Source organism: Bacillus sp. ISL-57 (assembly GCF_018613135.1).
In the GTDB taxonomy this organism is placed as follows: Bacteria; Bacillota; Bacilli; order Bacillales; family DSM-1321; genus Peribacillus; species Peribacillus frigoritolerans.
On the sequence record NZ_JAGGQV010000001.1, the window covers coordinates 241,115 to 257,454 of the forward strand.

Below are 16,340 nucleotides of genomic sequence, written 5' to 3' on the forward strand. Positions count from 1 at the left end.
GGTGGGGTTCATTTGAGTAAAGATGTATTGGTGACTGAAGTTGCATTGCGGGATGGCAGCCATGTAGTTGCACATCAATTCACCATTGATCAAGTAAAGAACATGACTGGAAAACTTAGTGCTGCCGGTGTCCCTTATATTGAAGTGTCGCATGGAGATGGTCTGGGCGGATCATCTCTACAATATGGTTTTTCAAAAGTGAATGATATTGAATTGGTGGAAGCCGCTGTTGAAGTTGCAGGCCAATCGGTTATTTCAGTACTTTTAATCCCTGGTATAGGGACAATCGACCAATTAAGAGAAGCCGCTCAAGTGGGGGCGAAAATGGCGCGGATTGCAACCCACGTAACGGAAGCGGACGTCTCAAGGCAACATCTGGAAGCTGCAAAAGATCTCGGTATGGAAGCAATCGGGTTTTTAATGATGTCTCACATGGCATCACCGGAAAAACTTCTTGAACAAGCCATTTTAATGGAATCCTATGGAGCGGATGCTGTGTATGTTGTTGATTCCGCAGGTTCTTTTTTGCCCAAAGACGTGAGGACGCGAATCCGGTTATTAAGATCAAAGCTGAATATCGATATTGGTTTTCATGCTCACAATAACTTATCACTCGCAGTGGCAAATTCACTTGTGGCAATTGAAGAAGGGGCGAATAGAATCGATGGCAGCATCCGTTGTCTCGGTGCAGGTGCTGGCAATACCCAGACGGAAGTGCTTGTTGCCGTTCTGGATAGGATGGGTATCCGTACCGAAATTGACTTATATAAAATGCTTGATCTTTCGGAGGAAGTTGGAAATGCAATCATGCCCAAGCCCCAGGAAATAACAGACTCTAGTTTAATCATGGGGTATAGTGGCGTTTACTCCAGCTTTTTATTGCATGCAAATAAAGCGGCGAAAAAGTATGGAGTTGACGCACGGGATATTTTGGTGGAGCTTGGTCGACAAAAAGTGGTTGGTGGACAGGAAGATACCATAATTGAAGTAGCTGAGCAAATGGCATTTCAGAAAGAAGGGACTTTAAGATGAAACTAGATCAACTCGCAATACGGGTAGCCGAATCGCAAAAAAACGGTCGTGAGATGGATAAGCTTACATTATCCAATCCTGATCTTACTGTAAATCAAGCATATGAAATTCAGAAGTTGAGCATAAATGAGACACTCACTGATGATAACAAACTCATCGGGTGGAAGATGGGCTTGACGAGTAAAGCCAAACAACAGCAAGTAGGGGTGGAGGAAGCGATATATGGCAGGTTGACATCTGCAATGGAACTAACTAAACCAGTATTAAAAGTTGGGGAGCTCATTCATCCAAGAGTGGAACCTGAATTTGCTTTTTTGTTCAAGGATGAATTGAAAGGTGCAAATATAACCGCGAAAGATGTCTGGCCGGCTGTGGAATGTGTATTTCTTGCTCTTGAAGTCATTGACAGCCGTTATAAAAATTTTTCTTTTACACTTACCGATGTAGTGGCGGATAACGCATCCTCAGCCAAAATCTTGCTAAGCAATCAAGCTTATTCTCCATATCACATGGACTGGGCTCAAGCAGAAGTTACGCTTTATCAAAATGGTGAAATGCAAAAGAGGGGTCGCGGTGAAGCTGTGCTCGATCATCCGATTCATTCGATTGTGGAACTGGTAAAAATGATTAGCCGTGAAGGACTTTCCATTCAGGCTGGAATGATTGTTTTGGTAGGCGGAATTACAGATGCCGTATCGATACAGGCAAGCGATGAAATAATGGCAGATTACGGTGAACTGGGGAAACTGACATTACATGTTATAGCGTGAAATATGGCAAAGAGGAGGGAATCTTTTGCGTGAAGTCAATGCTTCGGAAGTGGTAGGTAATAGTAGATTTGGCCGTTTTCATATAATGGTCTTCATGTGGTGTTTGTTCGCCATTACCTTCGATGGATTTGATATAGCCATGTACGGAGTAGGTTTGCCTTTGATGATGGAGGAATGGAACTTGACGCCAGTCGAAGCTGGCGGAATAGCAAGTTACTCATTGTTCGGTATGATGGTAGGAGCACTCATTTTTGCACCCCTGGCGGATAAAATAGGGAGAAAAAAAGTGCTGGCCATTTGTATAGGTCTATTCAGTGTTTTTACATTGCTTTCAAGTTTTGCCCCGAATCCTGCCTTTTTCTCGGTTATGCGATTTATAGCAGCCTTGGGAATGGGAGGATTAATGCCGAACGTCATCTCCTTAATGGCGGAATACTCACCCAAAAAGAATAAGGTGCTCATTGTAACCGCTATGTACTGCGGTTATTCCATCGGAAGCATACTTGCTTCTTTAATTGGAATGTTTGTAATGGAACAACTGAGTTGGAGGGTTTTGTATTGGATAGGGGCGCTTCCCTTACTGGCACTGCCATTCTTCATGAAGCAATTTCCGGAATCGCTTTCCTATCATGTTATTCGAAAACAAGGAGCAAAGATTGCTGGAATCCTGAATTGCATTGATCCAGACGGCGACTATAAAGAGTCGGATGATTATGAGTTTGCCAAAGTCCAAGAAAGGGCAAAGGGCTTTCCAATCAAGAAACTTTTTGAAAATAAGCGTACGCTTAGCACATTTGCGTTTTGGGTAGCTGCCTTTAATTGTTTACTAATGGTATACGGACTCAATACATGGCTACCCAAAATCATGCAGCAGTCCGGATACGGCCTTACATCCAGTCTATCTTTCAATCTTATATCTGGAATAGGACAAATTGGCGGATCGATCATTGGCGGATACTTAGTTGGGAAAATTGGCCATAGAAGAGTACTTGTATCCCTCTGTGCCATAGGTACGGCCTGTTTTGTCATATTAGGATTGAGCTCTAATCCAATAGCATTATATATTCTGATCGCTTTTGGAGGAGCCTGTACAGTCGGCACGATGAATTTAGCCAATACGTATATATCCGAATATTATCCGCGGGAAATAAGGACCACCGGGATAGGCTGGGCCTTGGCTTTTGGTAGAATTGGAGCCATTGTTGCCCCAACATTAATCGGATTGCTATTGGCTGCAAACTATTCGCCGCAAAATGCATTCATGGCCTTCACCGTTCCGAGCATAATGGCTGCCTTGGCGTTACTCGCCGTGAAAGAGAGGTATGGAAGCTATGATAAACTACAGCTTGAGGGAAATATAAAACTAAAAGCGACATCGAATGTATAATATTGTTTTTTAGTAGATGGCCAATATGCCAGCGGATAGTCATGCAGACTATTCCCTGACATATTGGCCATTTTTTAGAGAATAAAAGAGATTACGAGTAAAATTGCTAAACTCACGAGTAAACCGGCCAAACTCACGAGTAAAACTGTAGAATTCACGAGTATACCAGTAAAACTTACGAGTAACCAATAAATTCACGAGTAAGATTGCTAAATTCACGAGTAAAGCAGCTGAATTCACGAGTAAAACGACTAAACTCGCGAGTAAACTACTAAATGAGCTCCTTTTGATTAAATTCTTTGAAGGCTACGGGAAATGAGGGGATGGCAAGATTGAAAGTTTAGTAACCCTAATTCATGAAAACTTTTCTAATACGTTTGACAATTGGATTTATCGTGTTAATATTAAGGCAAATGAAATTTAATATACAATTTGTACCACTAGGGGTGCTTTATAGGTGAAAATGGATTTTTACCGCAGAAGCTGAGATTAAAGTATGACTTTAAGACCCTTAGAACCTGATCTGGTTTATACCAGCGTAGGGAAGTGGGGTCTGGAAGAATACGTTTCTGTATTATTTCTTGTACAACCACTTTCTTTACGTTTAAGAAAGTGGTTTTTTGTTTGCAAAAAAAGGGGTGATAAAAGGTTTTTTTCCGTAACATTCATTGAAAAAATACAATTTGGAGGTAATGGACATGAAGTTTTCTGAGGAAATCCGTAAGGAAGTTGATCACATTTGGGAAGCTAGTTTTAATCATCCGTTTGTAGCAGGAATAGGAGATGGCACATTGCCATTGGAGTGTTTCCGTTTTTATGTCATGCAAGATGCCTATTATTTATCTCATTTTGCTAGAGTACAAGCCTTAGGGGCAGTCAAAGCTACAGATTTACATACAACAAGCAGGCTTGCCGGCCATGCACAAGGAACATATGAAGCGGAGTTGAGGCTTCATGAGAATTTTTCCGAGAGATTAGGCATCACAAAAGAAGAACGGGAAAATTTCAAGCCTGCCCCGACTGCCTATGCTTATACTTCCCATATGTATCGTGCGGCTTATTCGGGACATTTAGGAGATGTTATTGCAGCTATCTTGCCGTGTTACTGGCTGTATTATGAGATAGGTGAAAAGCTGCAAGGGTGCATGCCCGAAGAGCCGATTTATCAAGAATGGATAGCGGCGTACGGAGGAGAGTGGTTCCGCACTTTGGTGGAAGAACAAATTGCGAGGCTGGATGAGATTGCTGAAAAAGTAACTGAAGAAGATAAGGCGAGAATGAAAGAGCATTTTATTCTCAGCAGCCAATATGAATACTCATTTTGGGAAATGGCTTATCGTTTAGAGACATGGCCCGTTCATAAGGAAACATTAGAAGTATAAAAGGAGAATGAAACAATGAAAAAAGGATTGAAATTAACGGATATATTAGTCACGATCGTGATTGCCGTAGCATTTGGAATCGTTTATATCCTTTGGGGTTCGATTTATTATTCCGTTAAACCATTAGGATTACATCTGGATCAACTTATTTATGGAATGTGGTTTATTGCTGGCCCAGTTGCCTTTTTAATTTTACGCAAACCGGGTGTGGCACTTTTGGCGGAGATAGCTGCAGCTTCCGGTGAATTCTTTCTAGGTTCGCCATGGGGGCTGACCGTACTGTTATATGGTGTGGTCCAAGGTTTGTTCGCGGAACTGGTGTTCATGGGGTTCAAATATAAAAAATTCAATATGCCGGTGGCCGTTTTAGCTGCGATAGCTTCCTGCCTGGCATCAGTTATCATGGATTTTGCATACGGGGAAATAGGTGCTCTTTCTACTTGGAATCTATCGTTATTCATGATAGCGAGGTTTGTGGGTTCCATATTCTTTGCAGGTGTGACCGCTTATTATCTAGTTAGAGTCCTGGAAGCAACAGGGGTAACTAATCTTGTGCGTCCGGTTTCAAATAAAGATTATGCAGAACTTGATTAAAAGAAGAGGTTGAGGGCCATGGAACCAATCGTTTCTGTTGAAAAGTTAAGAATGAAATTTCCCGGTGATGAATCTTTGATATTCAAGGACCTGTCACTATCATTTGATCAGGGAGAAAAAGTGTTATTATTGGGACCATCAGGATGTGGTAAGTCGACTCTGTTGCAAGTGTTAAGCGGATTGATTCCGAATTCCATCGAAGTTCCGATGAAAGCGGGGAAATTGAAATGCCCTTCTTCATGGGGGTATGTTTTTCAAGACCCTGATAGCCAGTTTTGCATGCCATTTGCCGATGAGGAGATTGCCTTTGTCCTAGAGAATCTTTCCGTCCCTAAAGAAGAAATGAAAGAGAAGATTCAAAATCATTTCCGTAAAGTAGGATTGAACCTGGACCATACAAGTATTGACACATTATCAGGCGGGATGAAACAGCGCCTGGCAATCGCTTCGGTATTGGCCCTTGAACCAGAAGTGCTATTTTTAGATGAACCGACCGCCATGCTTGATCCGGAAGGAACGAAAGAAATCTGGGACTTGTTGAAGGAAGTCGGAAAAGACAAAACGGTTATTATCGTCGAACATAAAATTGACCATGTTTTAGAATTCATCGAACGAATCGTACTTTTAAACGATGACGGTCAAATCATAGCTGATGGTCCAAGAGACACCATTCTTTCCCTATATAAAAATGAAATGAGAGAACATGGAATTTGGTTCCCTGGTGTTTGGGATGAATATATACAGAAGAATGCACCCACTAGGGAACACCAATTTACAGATGGTTTACCCCTCCTGGATGTGCAAGGATTTAGCGGTTTTCGGAATAAAGAGCAAAAAATCAAGGTTGAAGGGCTGAAGGTCCATTCAGGAGAATGGATTGTGATCAGGGGAGAAAATGGCGCGGGGAAGAGTACACTTTTGCATGCATTGATGCAGTTCATAAAAACGAAAGGTACGTATGAATTATTGGGGAACCCCATTAAAATGGTGAAAAATCCAACGGATCATATGACGTTTGTCTTTCAAAATCCTGAGTTTCAGTTCGTTGCAAATACTGTATATGAAGAGATTGCTTATTCATTGCGTATTGATAAAAGGCCCCAACAAGAAATAGATGGGAGAGTCCGCTCATTGCTTAAAGTGTTCCGCCTTGAGGCACATCGGGATAAACATCCATTTCAATTATCAATGGGTCAGAAGCGGCGCTTAAGCGTAGCAGCCTCAATCGTAATAGACAAAAAAATCATTCTCCTGGATGAGCCGACCTTTGGACAAGATTCGAAAAATACCTTTGCATTACTGGAATGGTTCGAGGAATATCGAAGCCGCGGAATAACAGTGATCATGGTAACTCATGACGAACATATTTTTAAAAACTTTGCAACCAGGATCTGGACGGTTAAGGACGGAAACGTAATAAGTGATGAAAACATTGCGCAACAAGGATTATTGGAGACCAAAGGTAAAAGGAGTGTCATGTAGATGAATGTTTCAAATGCAGAAACATGGCTCCATGGAATTAATCCAAGCCTTAAACTTGGAGTGCTGATTTTGTTATGCATCGTGGCGTTATTCATTCACGATCTGAATTATATGATGAATATCACCATTGGCGTATTACTGTTATTTTTGTTTTTTACCGGGCACTCGATAAAACGCATCCTGCTTTTGTCGATTCCCTTTTGTTTCATTTTTATATCCACCTCTTCTGCCATGATATTATTCGGTCAAGGTGAGACGCTTTGGTTTGAGTGGGGCCTTATATCGATTACGGAAGAAAGTTTTATGAGGGGATTACTGGTAGGCTTTCGAGCTTTGTTCTTTGCAGTCCTTGGTTTAACTTTTTCCTTAACGACGAGACCAGTGAACTTGTTTTATTCGTTAATGCAGCAAGTGAGGCTTAAACCGAAATATGCTTATAGTTTCATGGCGGCATTAAGGCTGATTCCCATCATGATGGAGGAGTTCCAAACGATACGAAACGCGATGAAGGTACGCGGCTTCGAAAGGGGAAAAGGAATGAAATCGGTATATTTAAAAATGAAAGCCTATTCCATCCCGTTGTTATCCGGAAGCATCAGACGTGCTCACCGAATCGCGGTTGCGATGGAGGCAAAGCGATTTACAGACACTCGGGATCGAACATACTATTATGAATTCGGGTTTTCAAAAAAGGACCATGGTTTCATTCTGTATTTTATCATCCTGCTGTTGGCCGGCTTTTATCTATCGATTCAATTCCCGTTAGTATCCATTTGATTTTTATGAGATTGTAACTTACTAGTTAGGGGTTCTTAGTATGGATGCACATGAATTGCATATTATTTCTACTGGGAAACAGCCAATTGAAAAGTTTGTGGAAATCGCTTCAAAGATTGAGGAATATGTTGATTACTTTTATCTAAGGGAAAAGCATAGGAGTGCATCGGAACTTTATCGAGCAGTGACCCTACTACATGATAATAAGATCCCGCTTTCTAAGATCATCGTTAATGACCGGGTGGATGTAGCCTGGGTTCACAAAGTATTTGGTGTGCAATTGGCCTTTCATAGTTTAGATGCAGAAATCGTAAAAGAAGCTTTTCCAGGGATGAATGTTGGCTGTTCGATCCATTCCATGGATGAAGCGAAAGCCGCATTCAGCAAAGGGGCCGATTACGCGATTTATGGACATGTTTTTGAAACGGTTTCAAAAATCGGCCTTCCTCCTAAGGGAGTTGAGGAGCTTTATGCAATCACTAGAAATGTGAATCTTCCGTTAATTGCGATAGGCGGAATAACTCCTTTCAATTGCCAAGCGGTACTGGATGCGGGGGCACGCGGAATTGCTGTCATGTCAGGTGTGCTGGAAGCTGAAAATCCGGTTGAAGCCGTTAAAGAATATGCGAAGTCTTTGGGAAAGGAGACATAAGATGAATTCCATATATGATGCAATAATTGTTGGGGGAGGAGTAATAGGTGGTTCCATTGCTTTCCAATTAGCCAAGCGAGGTAAAAAGGTCCTTTTATTGGAAAAAGACAGACTTGCCAGTAAAGCATCCAGTGCTGCAGCCGGGATGTTAGGGGCACAGTCCGAGTTAGATGCCGATAACCCGCTTTTTACATTGGCAAGCCGAAGCAGGGGGATGTTTCCTGAACTGGCGGAAGAGTTAAAAGACATAAGTGGAATAGACATCGAATTAGTGAACAAGGGCATGTTTAAGGTGGCGCAGACGAATGATCAAGCAGCCGAGCTGAAGAACATGATAAGAGTCCAGCAAGATGCGGGACTTGAGGCAGATTGGCTATCGACTGCCGAAATAAGGAAAATGGAACCGCTTTTATCGGATGAGATTAAAGGAGCTATGTTCATACCGAAAGATGGACAAGTTTCAGCGACTAGGCTGTCGCTCGCTTTTACTGAATCTGCAGCTGCCCTTGGTGTAGATATAAAGGAATTCGTTCATGTCTCCGATTTGGTTACTGAAAACGGATGTGTAAAGGGAGTGGTCACGAACATAGGTGTATTTTCAAGTGAAAATGTCATCGTGGCGGGTGGCGCTTGGAGTGCTTTCCTCCTGGAAAAATCAGGGATAAGACTCGACAGTTATCCAGTAAAGGGAGAGTGCTTTTCCGTCCTGAGCGAACGTCCATTGCTTGAAAAGACAATCTTCTCTCATGGCTGCTATCTTGTGCCCAAGGTTGGCGGAAGAATCATTGTCGGGGCAACGGTTAAAGCGAACACTTTCGATCAAAAGGTAAGTCTTGACGGGATTTCTACATTAATAGAAAGAGCAACGCAATTGCTTCCGGCGATTAAAGGAACCGAATTGGAAAAGACATGGGCAGGTATACGCCCCCAAACTGGGGACGGCTTGCCGTACATTGGTGAACATCCGGCATGCAAAGGACTTTTCATTGCAACGGGGCACTATAGGAACGGCATCTTGCTGTCTCCAATTACAGGTGTACTTATAGCGGATATTTTGGAAAGGAAGGCAAATCCCGAATGGTTACCTTTTCGATTGGACCGTTCGATACAGCCCCTTTTTACTTGATGGAGGTGGATGAATTGGAATTGGTTATTAACGGGGAAAAAATACGGATTCCTGCTGAAGAATCAACAGTTACAGGGCTTTTGCAACACTTTAATCTACATCAAAAAGTAGTGATCGTTGAATTGAATGATGAAATATTAGCAAAAGAAAGTCTAAGTGAAACATTTTTGTCAAATGGAGACAAGGTAGAGATTGTACATTTTGTAGGAGGCGGATGATATGTTAAAGATTGGTTCTTATGAATTTTCTTCAAGATTATTATTAGGTACTGGAAAATATCCAAATTTCGATGTTCAAAAACAATCAGTAGAGGTTTCGGAGACGGAAATATTAACATTCGCGGTCAGGAGAATGAACATTTTTGAAGCCAGTCAGCCCAATTTTTTGGAAAAGCTTGATTTGGAGAAATACACACTCCTTCCCAATACGGCAGGAGCTAAAACAGCCAAAGAGGCAGTGCGCATAGCCCATCTAGCAAAGGCATCTGGCTTATGTGACATGATTAAGGTTGAAGTCATTGGCTGTCAAAAAACACTGCTGCCTGACCCGATTGAAACATTGAAAGCTGCTGAAGAATTAGTGAAACTGGGATTCACTGTATTACCTTATACTTCGGATGATGTCTTGCTCGCTAAACGCCTGGAAGAAGTGGGGTGCCATGCAATCATGCCCGGAGCTTCACCAATAGGCTCTGGTCAAGGCATTATAAACCCACTGAACTTACGGTTCATCATGGAACAATCAGAGGTGCCGGTAATTGTTGATGCAGGGATCGGAACACCCTCTGATGCAGCAATCGCCATGGAATTGGGGGCGGATGGCGTACTACTTAACACTGCTGTTTCTGGAGCAAAAGACCCGGTTAAAATGGCAAGAGCAATGAAACTTGCCATTGAGGCAGGGCGATTGGGGTATGAAGCAGGAAGAATCGAAAAAAATGATTACGCGATTGCAAGCAGCCCAGTTGAAGGGTTGAGCATTGGATGAATGAGCGTTATTCACGTCAAGAACTTTTTGGGCCTATTGGGGAAGAAGGGCAAATGAAAATTCGCAAAAAACACGTTTTGGTGATTGGAGCGGGTGCTCTCGGTACGGGAATTGCGGAAGGACTGGTACGAGCCGGAATTGGGAAACTCACCATTGTTGACAGGGATTATGTAGAGTGGAGCAACCTTCAAAGACAACAGCTTTATTGTGAAGATGATGCACAAAAAAGAACACCGAAAGCAGTGGCAGCGAAGAATCGCCTGAATGCGCTAAATTCGGATGTAATCGTAAAATCACATGTGGCGGATGTTTCGGTTGATGAATTGGCGATACTTATTGAAGGCGTGGATTTGATATTGGATGCCACTGATAATTTCGATACAAGGATGCTAATTAACGATACTGCACAAAAATATAAAATCCCCTGGATTTACGGTGCCTGTGTAGGGAGTTATGGGATAAGTTACACGGTGATCCCAGAGACGACCCCGTGTTTGAATTGTTTGCTGGAAACGGTTCCGATTGGAGGACTGACTTGTGATACGGCGGGAATCATCAGCCCTGCCGTTCAAACGGTCGTTGCCCATCAAATGGCGGAAGCTTTAAAAATCCTTGTCGAAGATCACGAATCGCTGAGAAACAAAATCGTTTCATTTGATCTATGGAAAAATGAACATTCATCCATAAATGTAGCGAAATTAAAAAAAGATACTTGTTTGTCATGTGGGTCAAATCGAACGTATCCCCACCTCTCTTATTCAAATCGAACAAAGACCGCCGTTTTATGTGGAAGGGATTCTGTCCAAATTCGGCCGGCAATGAAGGTTGAAAGAGACTTAGCGGAACTCGAAAATAATCTTATCGCACAAGGTGGTAAGATCGACAGGAATCCTTATTTACTTTCATTTACCATTGGAACCCATCGTTTGGTCGTTTTTAAAGACGGGCGGGCGTTGATTCATGGAACAAAAGATATTGCAGAAGCAAAAACGTTATATCATCGTTATTTGGGCTGAAATGGAATGGCATCGACTTGCAATTCACGTTTATACCCGTGAAATAGTGCCAAAAAAAGATGCCCTTATAATAGGAAGGTATCGAACATTTCCCAATGTATTTATTAGCTTCATAAATATAAAACGAAAGCGGTGTCTGCCTTTTTGGGGCGGCACCGCTTTGTTATGGAACGATTATATAAGCAACTTACATATCATGACTGCTATTATGCTTCTGACGGGAGTGCTGCCTGTTTTTCACCTTATGAGAACCGCTTAACGGTGCTGGTTGACCTGGGTTATTTCCTTTAGGAGCATTTTTTCGCATGTCTTTACCATCGTTTTTGTTCATGTTCGATCCCTCCTATCTCTTAAGATAATCAGTCCGTGAAATTTTATTCACATACATATATTTGCAAACCTCGTACATGCTATGGATGGACACTATATTTAAGGAGCTGAATCCAAATGCAGGATAAACAAGATAAGCGAAGGACTTTTCAGGAAGCCCAGCAAAGTTATCAACAAGTATTTGATGTATACTCATCCATTGAGAAAAACGCACCGAATTACGGAACGGAATTGAAACATGTGAAGCAGGAAGTGAACGAGGCCTATCAACAAATACAATCTGCTTTAGTCACCGCTTCAGAACATCCAAAAGAACAATTGAAAAAATTCGAACAGGATATCCAGGCAATCGTCAATGAGGTCAATTCTGAGGACTATTGAGTGACAGGTATCGTCATGAGTCCATGCGCTTTACTAGTGAGTTTTGCGCGTTTTACTTGTGCGTTTCCTGATTTTAGAATGGAATAGGCTTTTTGAAAAATGCAGGACATCTGCCATTTCAAAAAGCCTATCCTATTTAAAGCCTAGAAATGAGGGGAATCATTGGTTTTTCTTTCTTTTTTTATTGTTTTGTCTTTGCATTTCCGATAATGGCGGTTCATTTCCCAGTTCATCATTGTATCCAGCCCCATTACCTTGCGCTTTTGCTGCATTCATACCTGGTATAACATGATTTGCCTTTTGTTTTGTCATTTCGACACCTCCACCCATAGAATGCGATAATGTCGAATGATTATGTATGAAGTGTCAATATGTTTTGCTGGAATAATTTATCAGGCCGGTATTTTCATGAAAATGCATGCCGTAAGGCTTCTTAAATGCACTTTAATATGTGGGGGATTTTTTTCTATAAGAGAAACTTATCAAAAACAATAACTTTCTTGTTATTTACTTATACTCATTTCTATATTAGTATTAAGTTGAAGGAAGAGTTAGGGTGGGAGAAGAGAGAGAAAATTCGACAAACTAACTTTTTTACTTATATTTATAGTAAACATGGTTGCAGTGAACCAGGTTTTACTTTCATGTGCAGAATACGTTCTGACAGTTTAATAGGGGGTAATATTCATGACGAAAAATGACGTATACCAAGCGCGTAAGTCCTTTGAAATTGATGGGCAACGCTACAACTACTACAGCCTAGACGCTATTGAAAAAGCAGGGGATGGCCAAGTATCACGCCTTCCATATTCCATTAAAGTATTACTTGAAGCGGTACTTCGCCAAGTAGACGGAAGAGTAATCACAAAAGAACACGTTGCGAACCTTGCTAAATGGGGAACAAGCGAGCAACAAGATATAGATGTTCCGTTCAAGCCATCACGTGTAATCCTACAAGATTTCACTGGTGTTCCAGTTGTTGTTGATTTAGCTTCTTTACGTAATGCTTTCGCAGCACTTGGTGGAGATCCTGACAAAATCAACCCGGAAATCCCGGTTGACCTTGTAATTGACCACTCTGTACAAGTTGATAAAGCAGGTACAATGGATTCCCTAGATGCCAATATGGATCTTGAATTCGAACGTAATGCAGAGCGTTACCAGTTCCTAAGCTGGGCTCAAAAATCATTCAACAACTATCGTGCAGTTCCACCGGCAACTGGTATCGTTCACCAAGTTAACCTAGAGTACCTTGCGAACGTGGTTCATGCTGTTGAAACTCCAAACGGAGACTTCGAAGTATTCCCTGATTCTGTTTTCGGTACAGATTCACATACTACAATGATCAACGGTATTGGTGTTCTTGGTTGGGGTGTCGGCGGTATCGAAGCAGAAGCAGGCATGCTTGGGCAGCCATCTTACTTCCCAGTTCCAAAAGTCGTTGGTGTTAAACTGACTGGCCAACTTCCTAAAGGTACAACAGCTACTGACCTTGCATTGAAAGTAACACAAGTTCTTCGTGCACACGGCGTAGTTGGTAAATTTGTTGAGTTCTACGGCCCAGGAGTAGGGTACCTACCACTTGCTGACCGTGCAACAATCGCTAACATGGCTCCTGAATACGGTGCTACAGTTGGTTTCTTCCCTGTTGATGCAGAAGCGATCGATTACATGCGCTTAACAGGCCGTGATGAAAAACAAATTAAAGTGGTTGAATCATACTGCAAAGAAAATGGATTGTTCTACTCTCCTGAAAACGAAGATCCAGCATACAATGATGTTGTGGAAATCGACCTTTCAGCAATTGAACCAAACCTTTCAGGCCCTAAACGCCCGCAAGATTTGATTCCACTTTCTCAAATGAAGAAGTCTTTCCATGACGCTATCAATGCACCTATGGGTAACCAAGGTTTTGGCATGGACAATTCCGAATTGGATAAAGAAGTAACTGTTAAATTTGCCGATGGTAAAGAAACGGTAATGAAAACAGGTGCGATTGCAATTGCTGCAATCACGAGCTGTACAAACACTTCTAACCCATATGTAATGCTTGGAGCGGGTCTTATTGCTAAAAAAGCAGTTGAAAAAGGCTTGACTGTTCCAGATTATGTGAAAACATCATTGGCACCAGGTTCAAAAGTTGTTACTGGTTACCTTCGTGATGCAGGTCTTCAACCATACCTTGACCAATTGGGATTCAACGTAGTTGGATACGGCTGTACTACATGTATCGGTAACTCAGGTCCATTGGCTGACGAAATCGAAGCAGCTGTTTCTGAAGCAGATCTTCTGGTAACATCAGTACTTTCAGGTAACCGTAACTTTGAAGGACGTATTCACCCACTTGTGAAAGCAAACTATCTTGCTTCACCTACTTTGGTTGTTGCTTATGCTCTTGCTGGAACTGTGGACTTTGATCTTAACAATGATTCTCTTGGTAAAGACAAAGATGGTAACGATGTATATCTTGCTGATATCTGGCCATCACAAGAAGAAGTTAACGCTGCTGTTAAAGCAACAGTCACACCTGAGTTATTCCGTAAAGAATACGAAACAGTATTCAACGATAACAAACGTTGGAACGAAATCCAAACTAGCAACGAAGCGATTTATGCTTTCGATTCTAAATCAACTTACATTCAAAATCCTCCATTCTTTGAAGGATTATCACCAGAACCGGGTTCAGTTAACCCACTTTCCGGCTTGCGTGTAGTTGGTAAATTCGGTGACTCAGTAACAACTGACCACATTTCTCCTGCAGGTGCAATCGGTAAAGATACACCAGCTGGTATCTATCTTCGTGAAAACGGTGTGAAACCGCGTGACTTTAACTCTTACGGTTCTCGCCGTGGTAACCATGAAGCGATGATGCGCGGAACATTCGCAAACATCCGTATCCGTAACCAAGTTGCTCCAGGTACAGAAGGTGGTTACACTACTTACTGGCCAACAGGCGATGTAATGGCTATCTATGATGCTTGTATGAAATACAAAGCTGATGGAACAGGTCTTGCAGTTATCGCTGGTAAAGACTATGGTATGGGAAGCTCTCGTGACTGGGCTGCGAAAGGTACTAACCTTCTTGGCATCAAAACAGTCATCGCTGAAAGCTTTGAACGTATTCACCGTTCTAACCTTGCATTAATGGGTGTTCTTCCACTTCAATTCAAAGAAGGCGAAAACGCTGAAACGCTTGGATTGACTGGTAAAGAAGCTATCGCGGTTAAAATCGACGAAACTGTTAAACCTCGTGATATCGTAAAAGTTACAGCTACTGATGAAGCTGGAAACGTAAAAGAATTTGATGTACTTGTTCGTTTCGATTCCGAAATCGAAATCGACTACTACCGTCACGGTGGTATCCTTCAAATGGTATTACGTAATAAATTAAAAGGCTAATTTCAGCTTTTAGGAAGCGGTAAACCTATTATAGGTTTACCGCTTTTTTTGTGTCAGGTTTATGAAACAATGAGATATCATGATAAGATTTATAGGAATTGCACTTTTCCGCATACCCTTTTATTGTTAAGATGGAATAGGGAAGTTGTTCTAATTCTGGAAATGGACTAATATTTTTATTGTAATGGGACTAGGAGGACGAGTATGCTTAAAAAAATTATTGCTTCGGTGGCCTTACTATCACTTATTACTGTAGCGATCGTGCAGGCGATGGATAATGAATCGAAGGGAAATGACGAAAAAGATGCTTTGGGCGGATTGAAAATTGGAGCCAAAGCACCGGATTTCTCCCTGAAAACTTTGGATGGGAAACAAGTTGAATTATCGGATTATGAGGGCAAAAAGGTAATGCTGAATTTTTGGGCAACGTGGTGCCCGCCTTGCAAGAAGGAAATGCCGGATATGGAGAAATACACACAACAAGCGGGTGATGATGTCGTCGTACTTGCAGTCAATATTGACCCTGAAAATGATGTACAAGCATTTGTGGAGGATAATGGAATTACTTTTACCATACCGCTGGACAGTCAAAGCGCTAAAAATCCAGTGAATGAGCGCTACAAAATTCTTAGCATACCGACAACTTACTTCATCGACAAAAAAGGCATTATCAGGAATAAGGTAATTTCAGCCATGACATTAAAAGATATGGAAAGAAATATAAATAGTATGCAGTAGGGCAATCCAGTTTGAAGTGATTTGCGACATACTCCTGCCGAAAACCCGGAATAGATGCTAGGAGACAGCCGATTTCTGAAAACAAGGAACGTTTCTGATTACAAGACGGAACCTTATGAGGTTCCGTTTTTTATTGTATGTTAACAAAGTTGTCAAAGTTTTATGTAAAAATCAAAAAATTCGAAAAAATATGGTTAAAATTTATGAAAAAAGGGTTAAAGTATAGAGAGCGGAGATATGGAATTTTTATTAGGTTAAAAATCTGATAATTATGACAATTCAAGGGG

General features: G+C 41.6%; 17 protein-coding genes and 1 riboswitch. Of the genes, 15 read left to right on the forward strand and 2 right to left on the reverse strand.

Annotation, left to right across the window (positions count from 1 at the left end; translation table 11 throughout):
* Positions 1 to 12 precede the first annotated feature (12 nt).
* The 12 genes from dmpG to J7I90_RS01140 all read left to right on the forward strand — a co-directional run bounded on the left by dmpG (position 13) and on the right by J7I90_RS01140 (position 11,205).
* A complete protein-coding gene (gene dmpG / locus J7I90_RS01085; protein WP_214768027.1) occupies positions 13 to 1,032 on the forward strand; it encodes a 4-hydroxy-2-oxovalerate aldolase in 1,020 nt (339 codons plus the stop codon).
* Positions 1,029 to 1,802 carry a 2-keto-4-pentenoate hydratase gene (locus J7I90_RS01090; RefSeq protein WP_214768028.1) on the forward strand — a complete coding sequence of 258 codons (774 nt, stop codon included), beginning with the start codon at positions 1,029 to 1,031 and terminating at the stop codon, positions 1,800 to 1,802. Before dmpG ends, J7I90_RS01090 begins: the two co-directional genes overlap by 4 nt.
* Before the next feature lie 25 nt (positions 1,803 to 1,827).
* Positions 1,828 to 3,189 carry an MFS transporter gene (locus J7I90_RS01095; RefSeq protein ID WP_251025037.1) on the forward strand — a complete coding sequence of 454 codons (1,362 nt, stop codon included), beginning with the start codon at positions 1,828 to 1,830 and terminating at the stop codon, positions 3,187 to 3,189.
* A 432-nt stretch (positions 3,190 to 3,621) separates the two neighbouring features.
* Positions 3,622 to 3,751: riboswitch (TPP riboswitch) on the forward strand.
* A 136-nt stretch (positions 3,752 to 3,887) separates the two neighbouring features.
* A complete protein-coding gene (gene tenA, locus J7I90_RS01100) occupies positions 3,888 to 4,571 on the forward strand; it encodes a thiaminase II (protein WP_098185327.1) in 684 nt (227 codons plus the stop codon).
* Positions 4,572 to 4,586: 15 nt separating this feature from the next.
* Positions 4,587 to 5,165: an ECF transporter S component gene (locus J7I90_RS01105; protein ID WP_214768029.1), complete on the forward strand. Its 579-nt coding sequence runs from the start codon at positions 4,587 to 4,589 to the stop codon at positions 5,163 to 5,165.
* A gap of 18 nt (positions 5,166 to 5,183) precedes the next feature.
* Positions 5,184 to 6,647, forward strand: a complete 1,464-nt coding sequence (locus J7I90_RS01110) for an ABC transporter ATP-binding protein (RefSeq protein WP_214768030.1) — start codon at positions 5,184 to 5,186, stop codon at positions 6,645 to 6,647.
* Complete coding sequence (locus tag J7I90_RS01115) at positions 6,648 to 7,424, forward strand: energy-coupling factor transporter transmembrane component T family protein (protein ID WP_214768031.1); 777 nt, start codon at positions 6,648 to 6,650, stop codon at positions 7,422 to 7,424.
* Positions 7,425 to 7,464: 40 nt separating this feature from the next.
* Complete coding sequence (gene tenI, locus J7I90_RS01120) at positions 7,465 to 8,076, forward strand: thiazole tautomerase TenI (RefSeq protein WP_214768032.1); 612 nt, start codon at positions 7,465 to 7,467, stop codon at positions 8,074 to 8,076.
* Between the two features lies 1 nt (position 8,077).
* Complete coding sequence (thiO, locus tag J7I90_RS01125) at positions 8,078 to 9,202, forward strand: glycine oxidase ThiO (protein ID WP_214768033.1); 1,125 nt, start codon at positions 8,078 to 8,080, stop codon at positions 9,200 to 9,202.
* A 14-nt stretch (positions 9,203 to 9,216) separates the two neighbouring features.
* Positions 9,217 to 9,420 (forward strand): sulfur carrier protein ThiS, encoded by a 204-nt coding sequence (gene thiS / locus J7I90_RS01130; protein WP_214768034.1) that lies wholly within the window; start codon positions 9,217 to 9,219, stop codon positions 9,418 to 9,420.
* 1 nt (position 9,421) lies between these two features.
* The gene (locus J7I90_RS01135; RefSeq protein ID WP_214768035.1) at positions 9,422 to 10,189 is read left to right on the forward strand and encodes a thiazole synthase; all 768 of its coding nucleotides are present in this window, start codon (positions 9,422 to 9,424) and stop codon (positions 10,187 to 10,189) included.
* Entirely contained in the window at positions 10,186 to 11,205 is a 1,020-nt protein-coding gene (locus tag J7I90_RS01140; protein WP_214768036.1) for a thiazole biosynthesis adenylyltransferase ThiF, read from the forward strand. The genes J7I90_RS01135 and J7I90_RS01140 overlap by 4 nt, the downstream gene beginning before the upstream one ends.
* 187 nt (positions 11,206 to 11,392) lie before the next feature.
* Here J7I90_RS01140 and J7I90_RS01145 read toward each other — a convergent pair whose 3' ends face one another.
* A complete protein-coding gene (locus J7I90_RS01145) occupies positions 11,393 to 11,536 on the reverse strand; it encodes a small acid-soluble spore protein P (protein ID WP_063576391.1) in 144 nt (47 codons plus the stop codon).
* A 116-nt stretch (positions 11,537 to 11,652) separates the two neighbouring features.
* On the opposite strand from J7I90_RS01145, the gene J7I90_RS01150 reads away from it, so the two are divergent.
* Entirely contained in the window at positions 11,653 to 11,916 is a 264-nt protein-coding gene (locus J7I90_RS01150) for a hypothetical protein (protein ID WP_214768037.1), read from the forward strand.
* A 159-nt stretch (positions 11,917 to 12,075) separates the two neighbouring features.
* On the opposite strand, the gene sspO is transcribed toward J7I90_RS01150, so the two are convergent.
* Positions 12,076 to 12,228 carry a small acid-soluble spore protein O gene (gene sspO / locus J7I90_RS01155; protein ID WP_034312428.1) on the reverse strand — a complete coding sequence of 51 codons (153 nt, stop codon included), beginning with the start codon at positions 12,226 to 12,228 and terminating at the stop codon, positions 12,076 to 12,078.
* A 375-nt stretch (positions 12,229 to 12,603) separates the two neighbouring features.
* Between sspO and acnA the strand changes: the two genes are divergently transcribed.
* Positions 12,604 to 15,315 carry an aconitate hydratase AcnA gene (acnA, locus tag J7I90_RS01160; RefSeq protein ID WP_214768038.1) on the forward strand — a complete coding sequence of 904 codons (2,712 nt, stop codon included), beginning with the start codon at positions 12,604 to 12,606 and terminating at the stop codon, positions 15,313 to 15,315.
* Positions 15,316 to 15,519: 204 nt separating this feature from the next.
* Positions 15,520 to 16,053, forward strand: coding sequence for a TlpA disulfide reductase family protein (locus J7I90_RS01165; protein ID WP_202310608.1), 534 nt, complete (start codon positions 15,520 to 15,522; stop codon positions 16,051 to 16,053).
* The last annotated feature ends 287 nt before the right edge of the window (positions 16,054 to 16,340 follow it).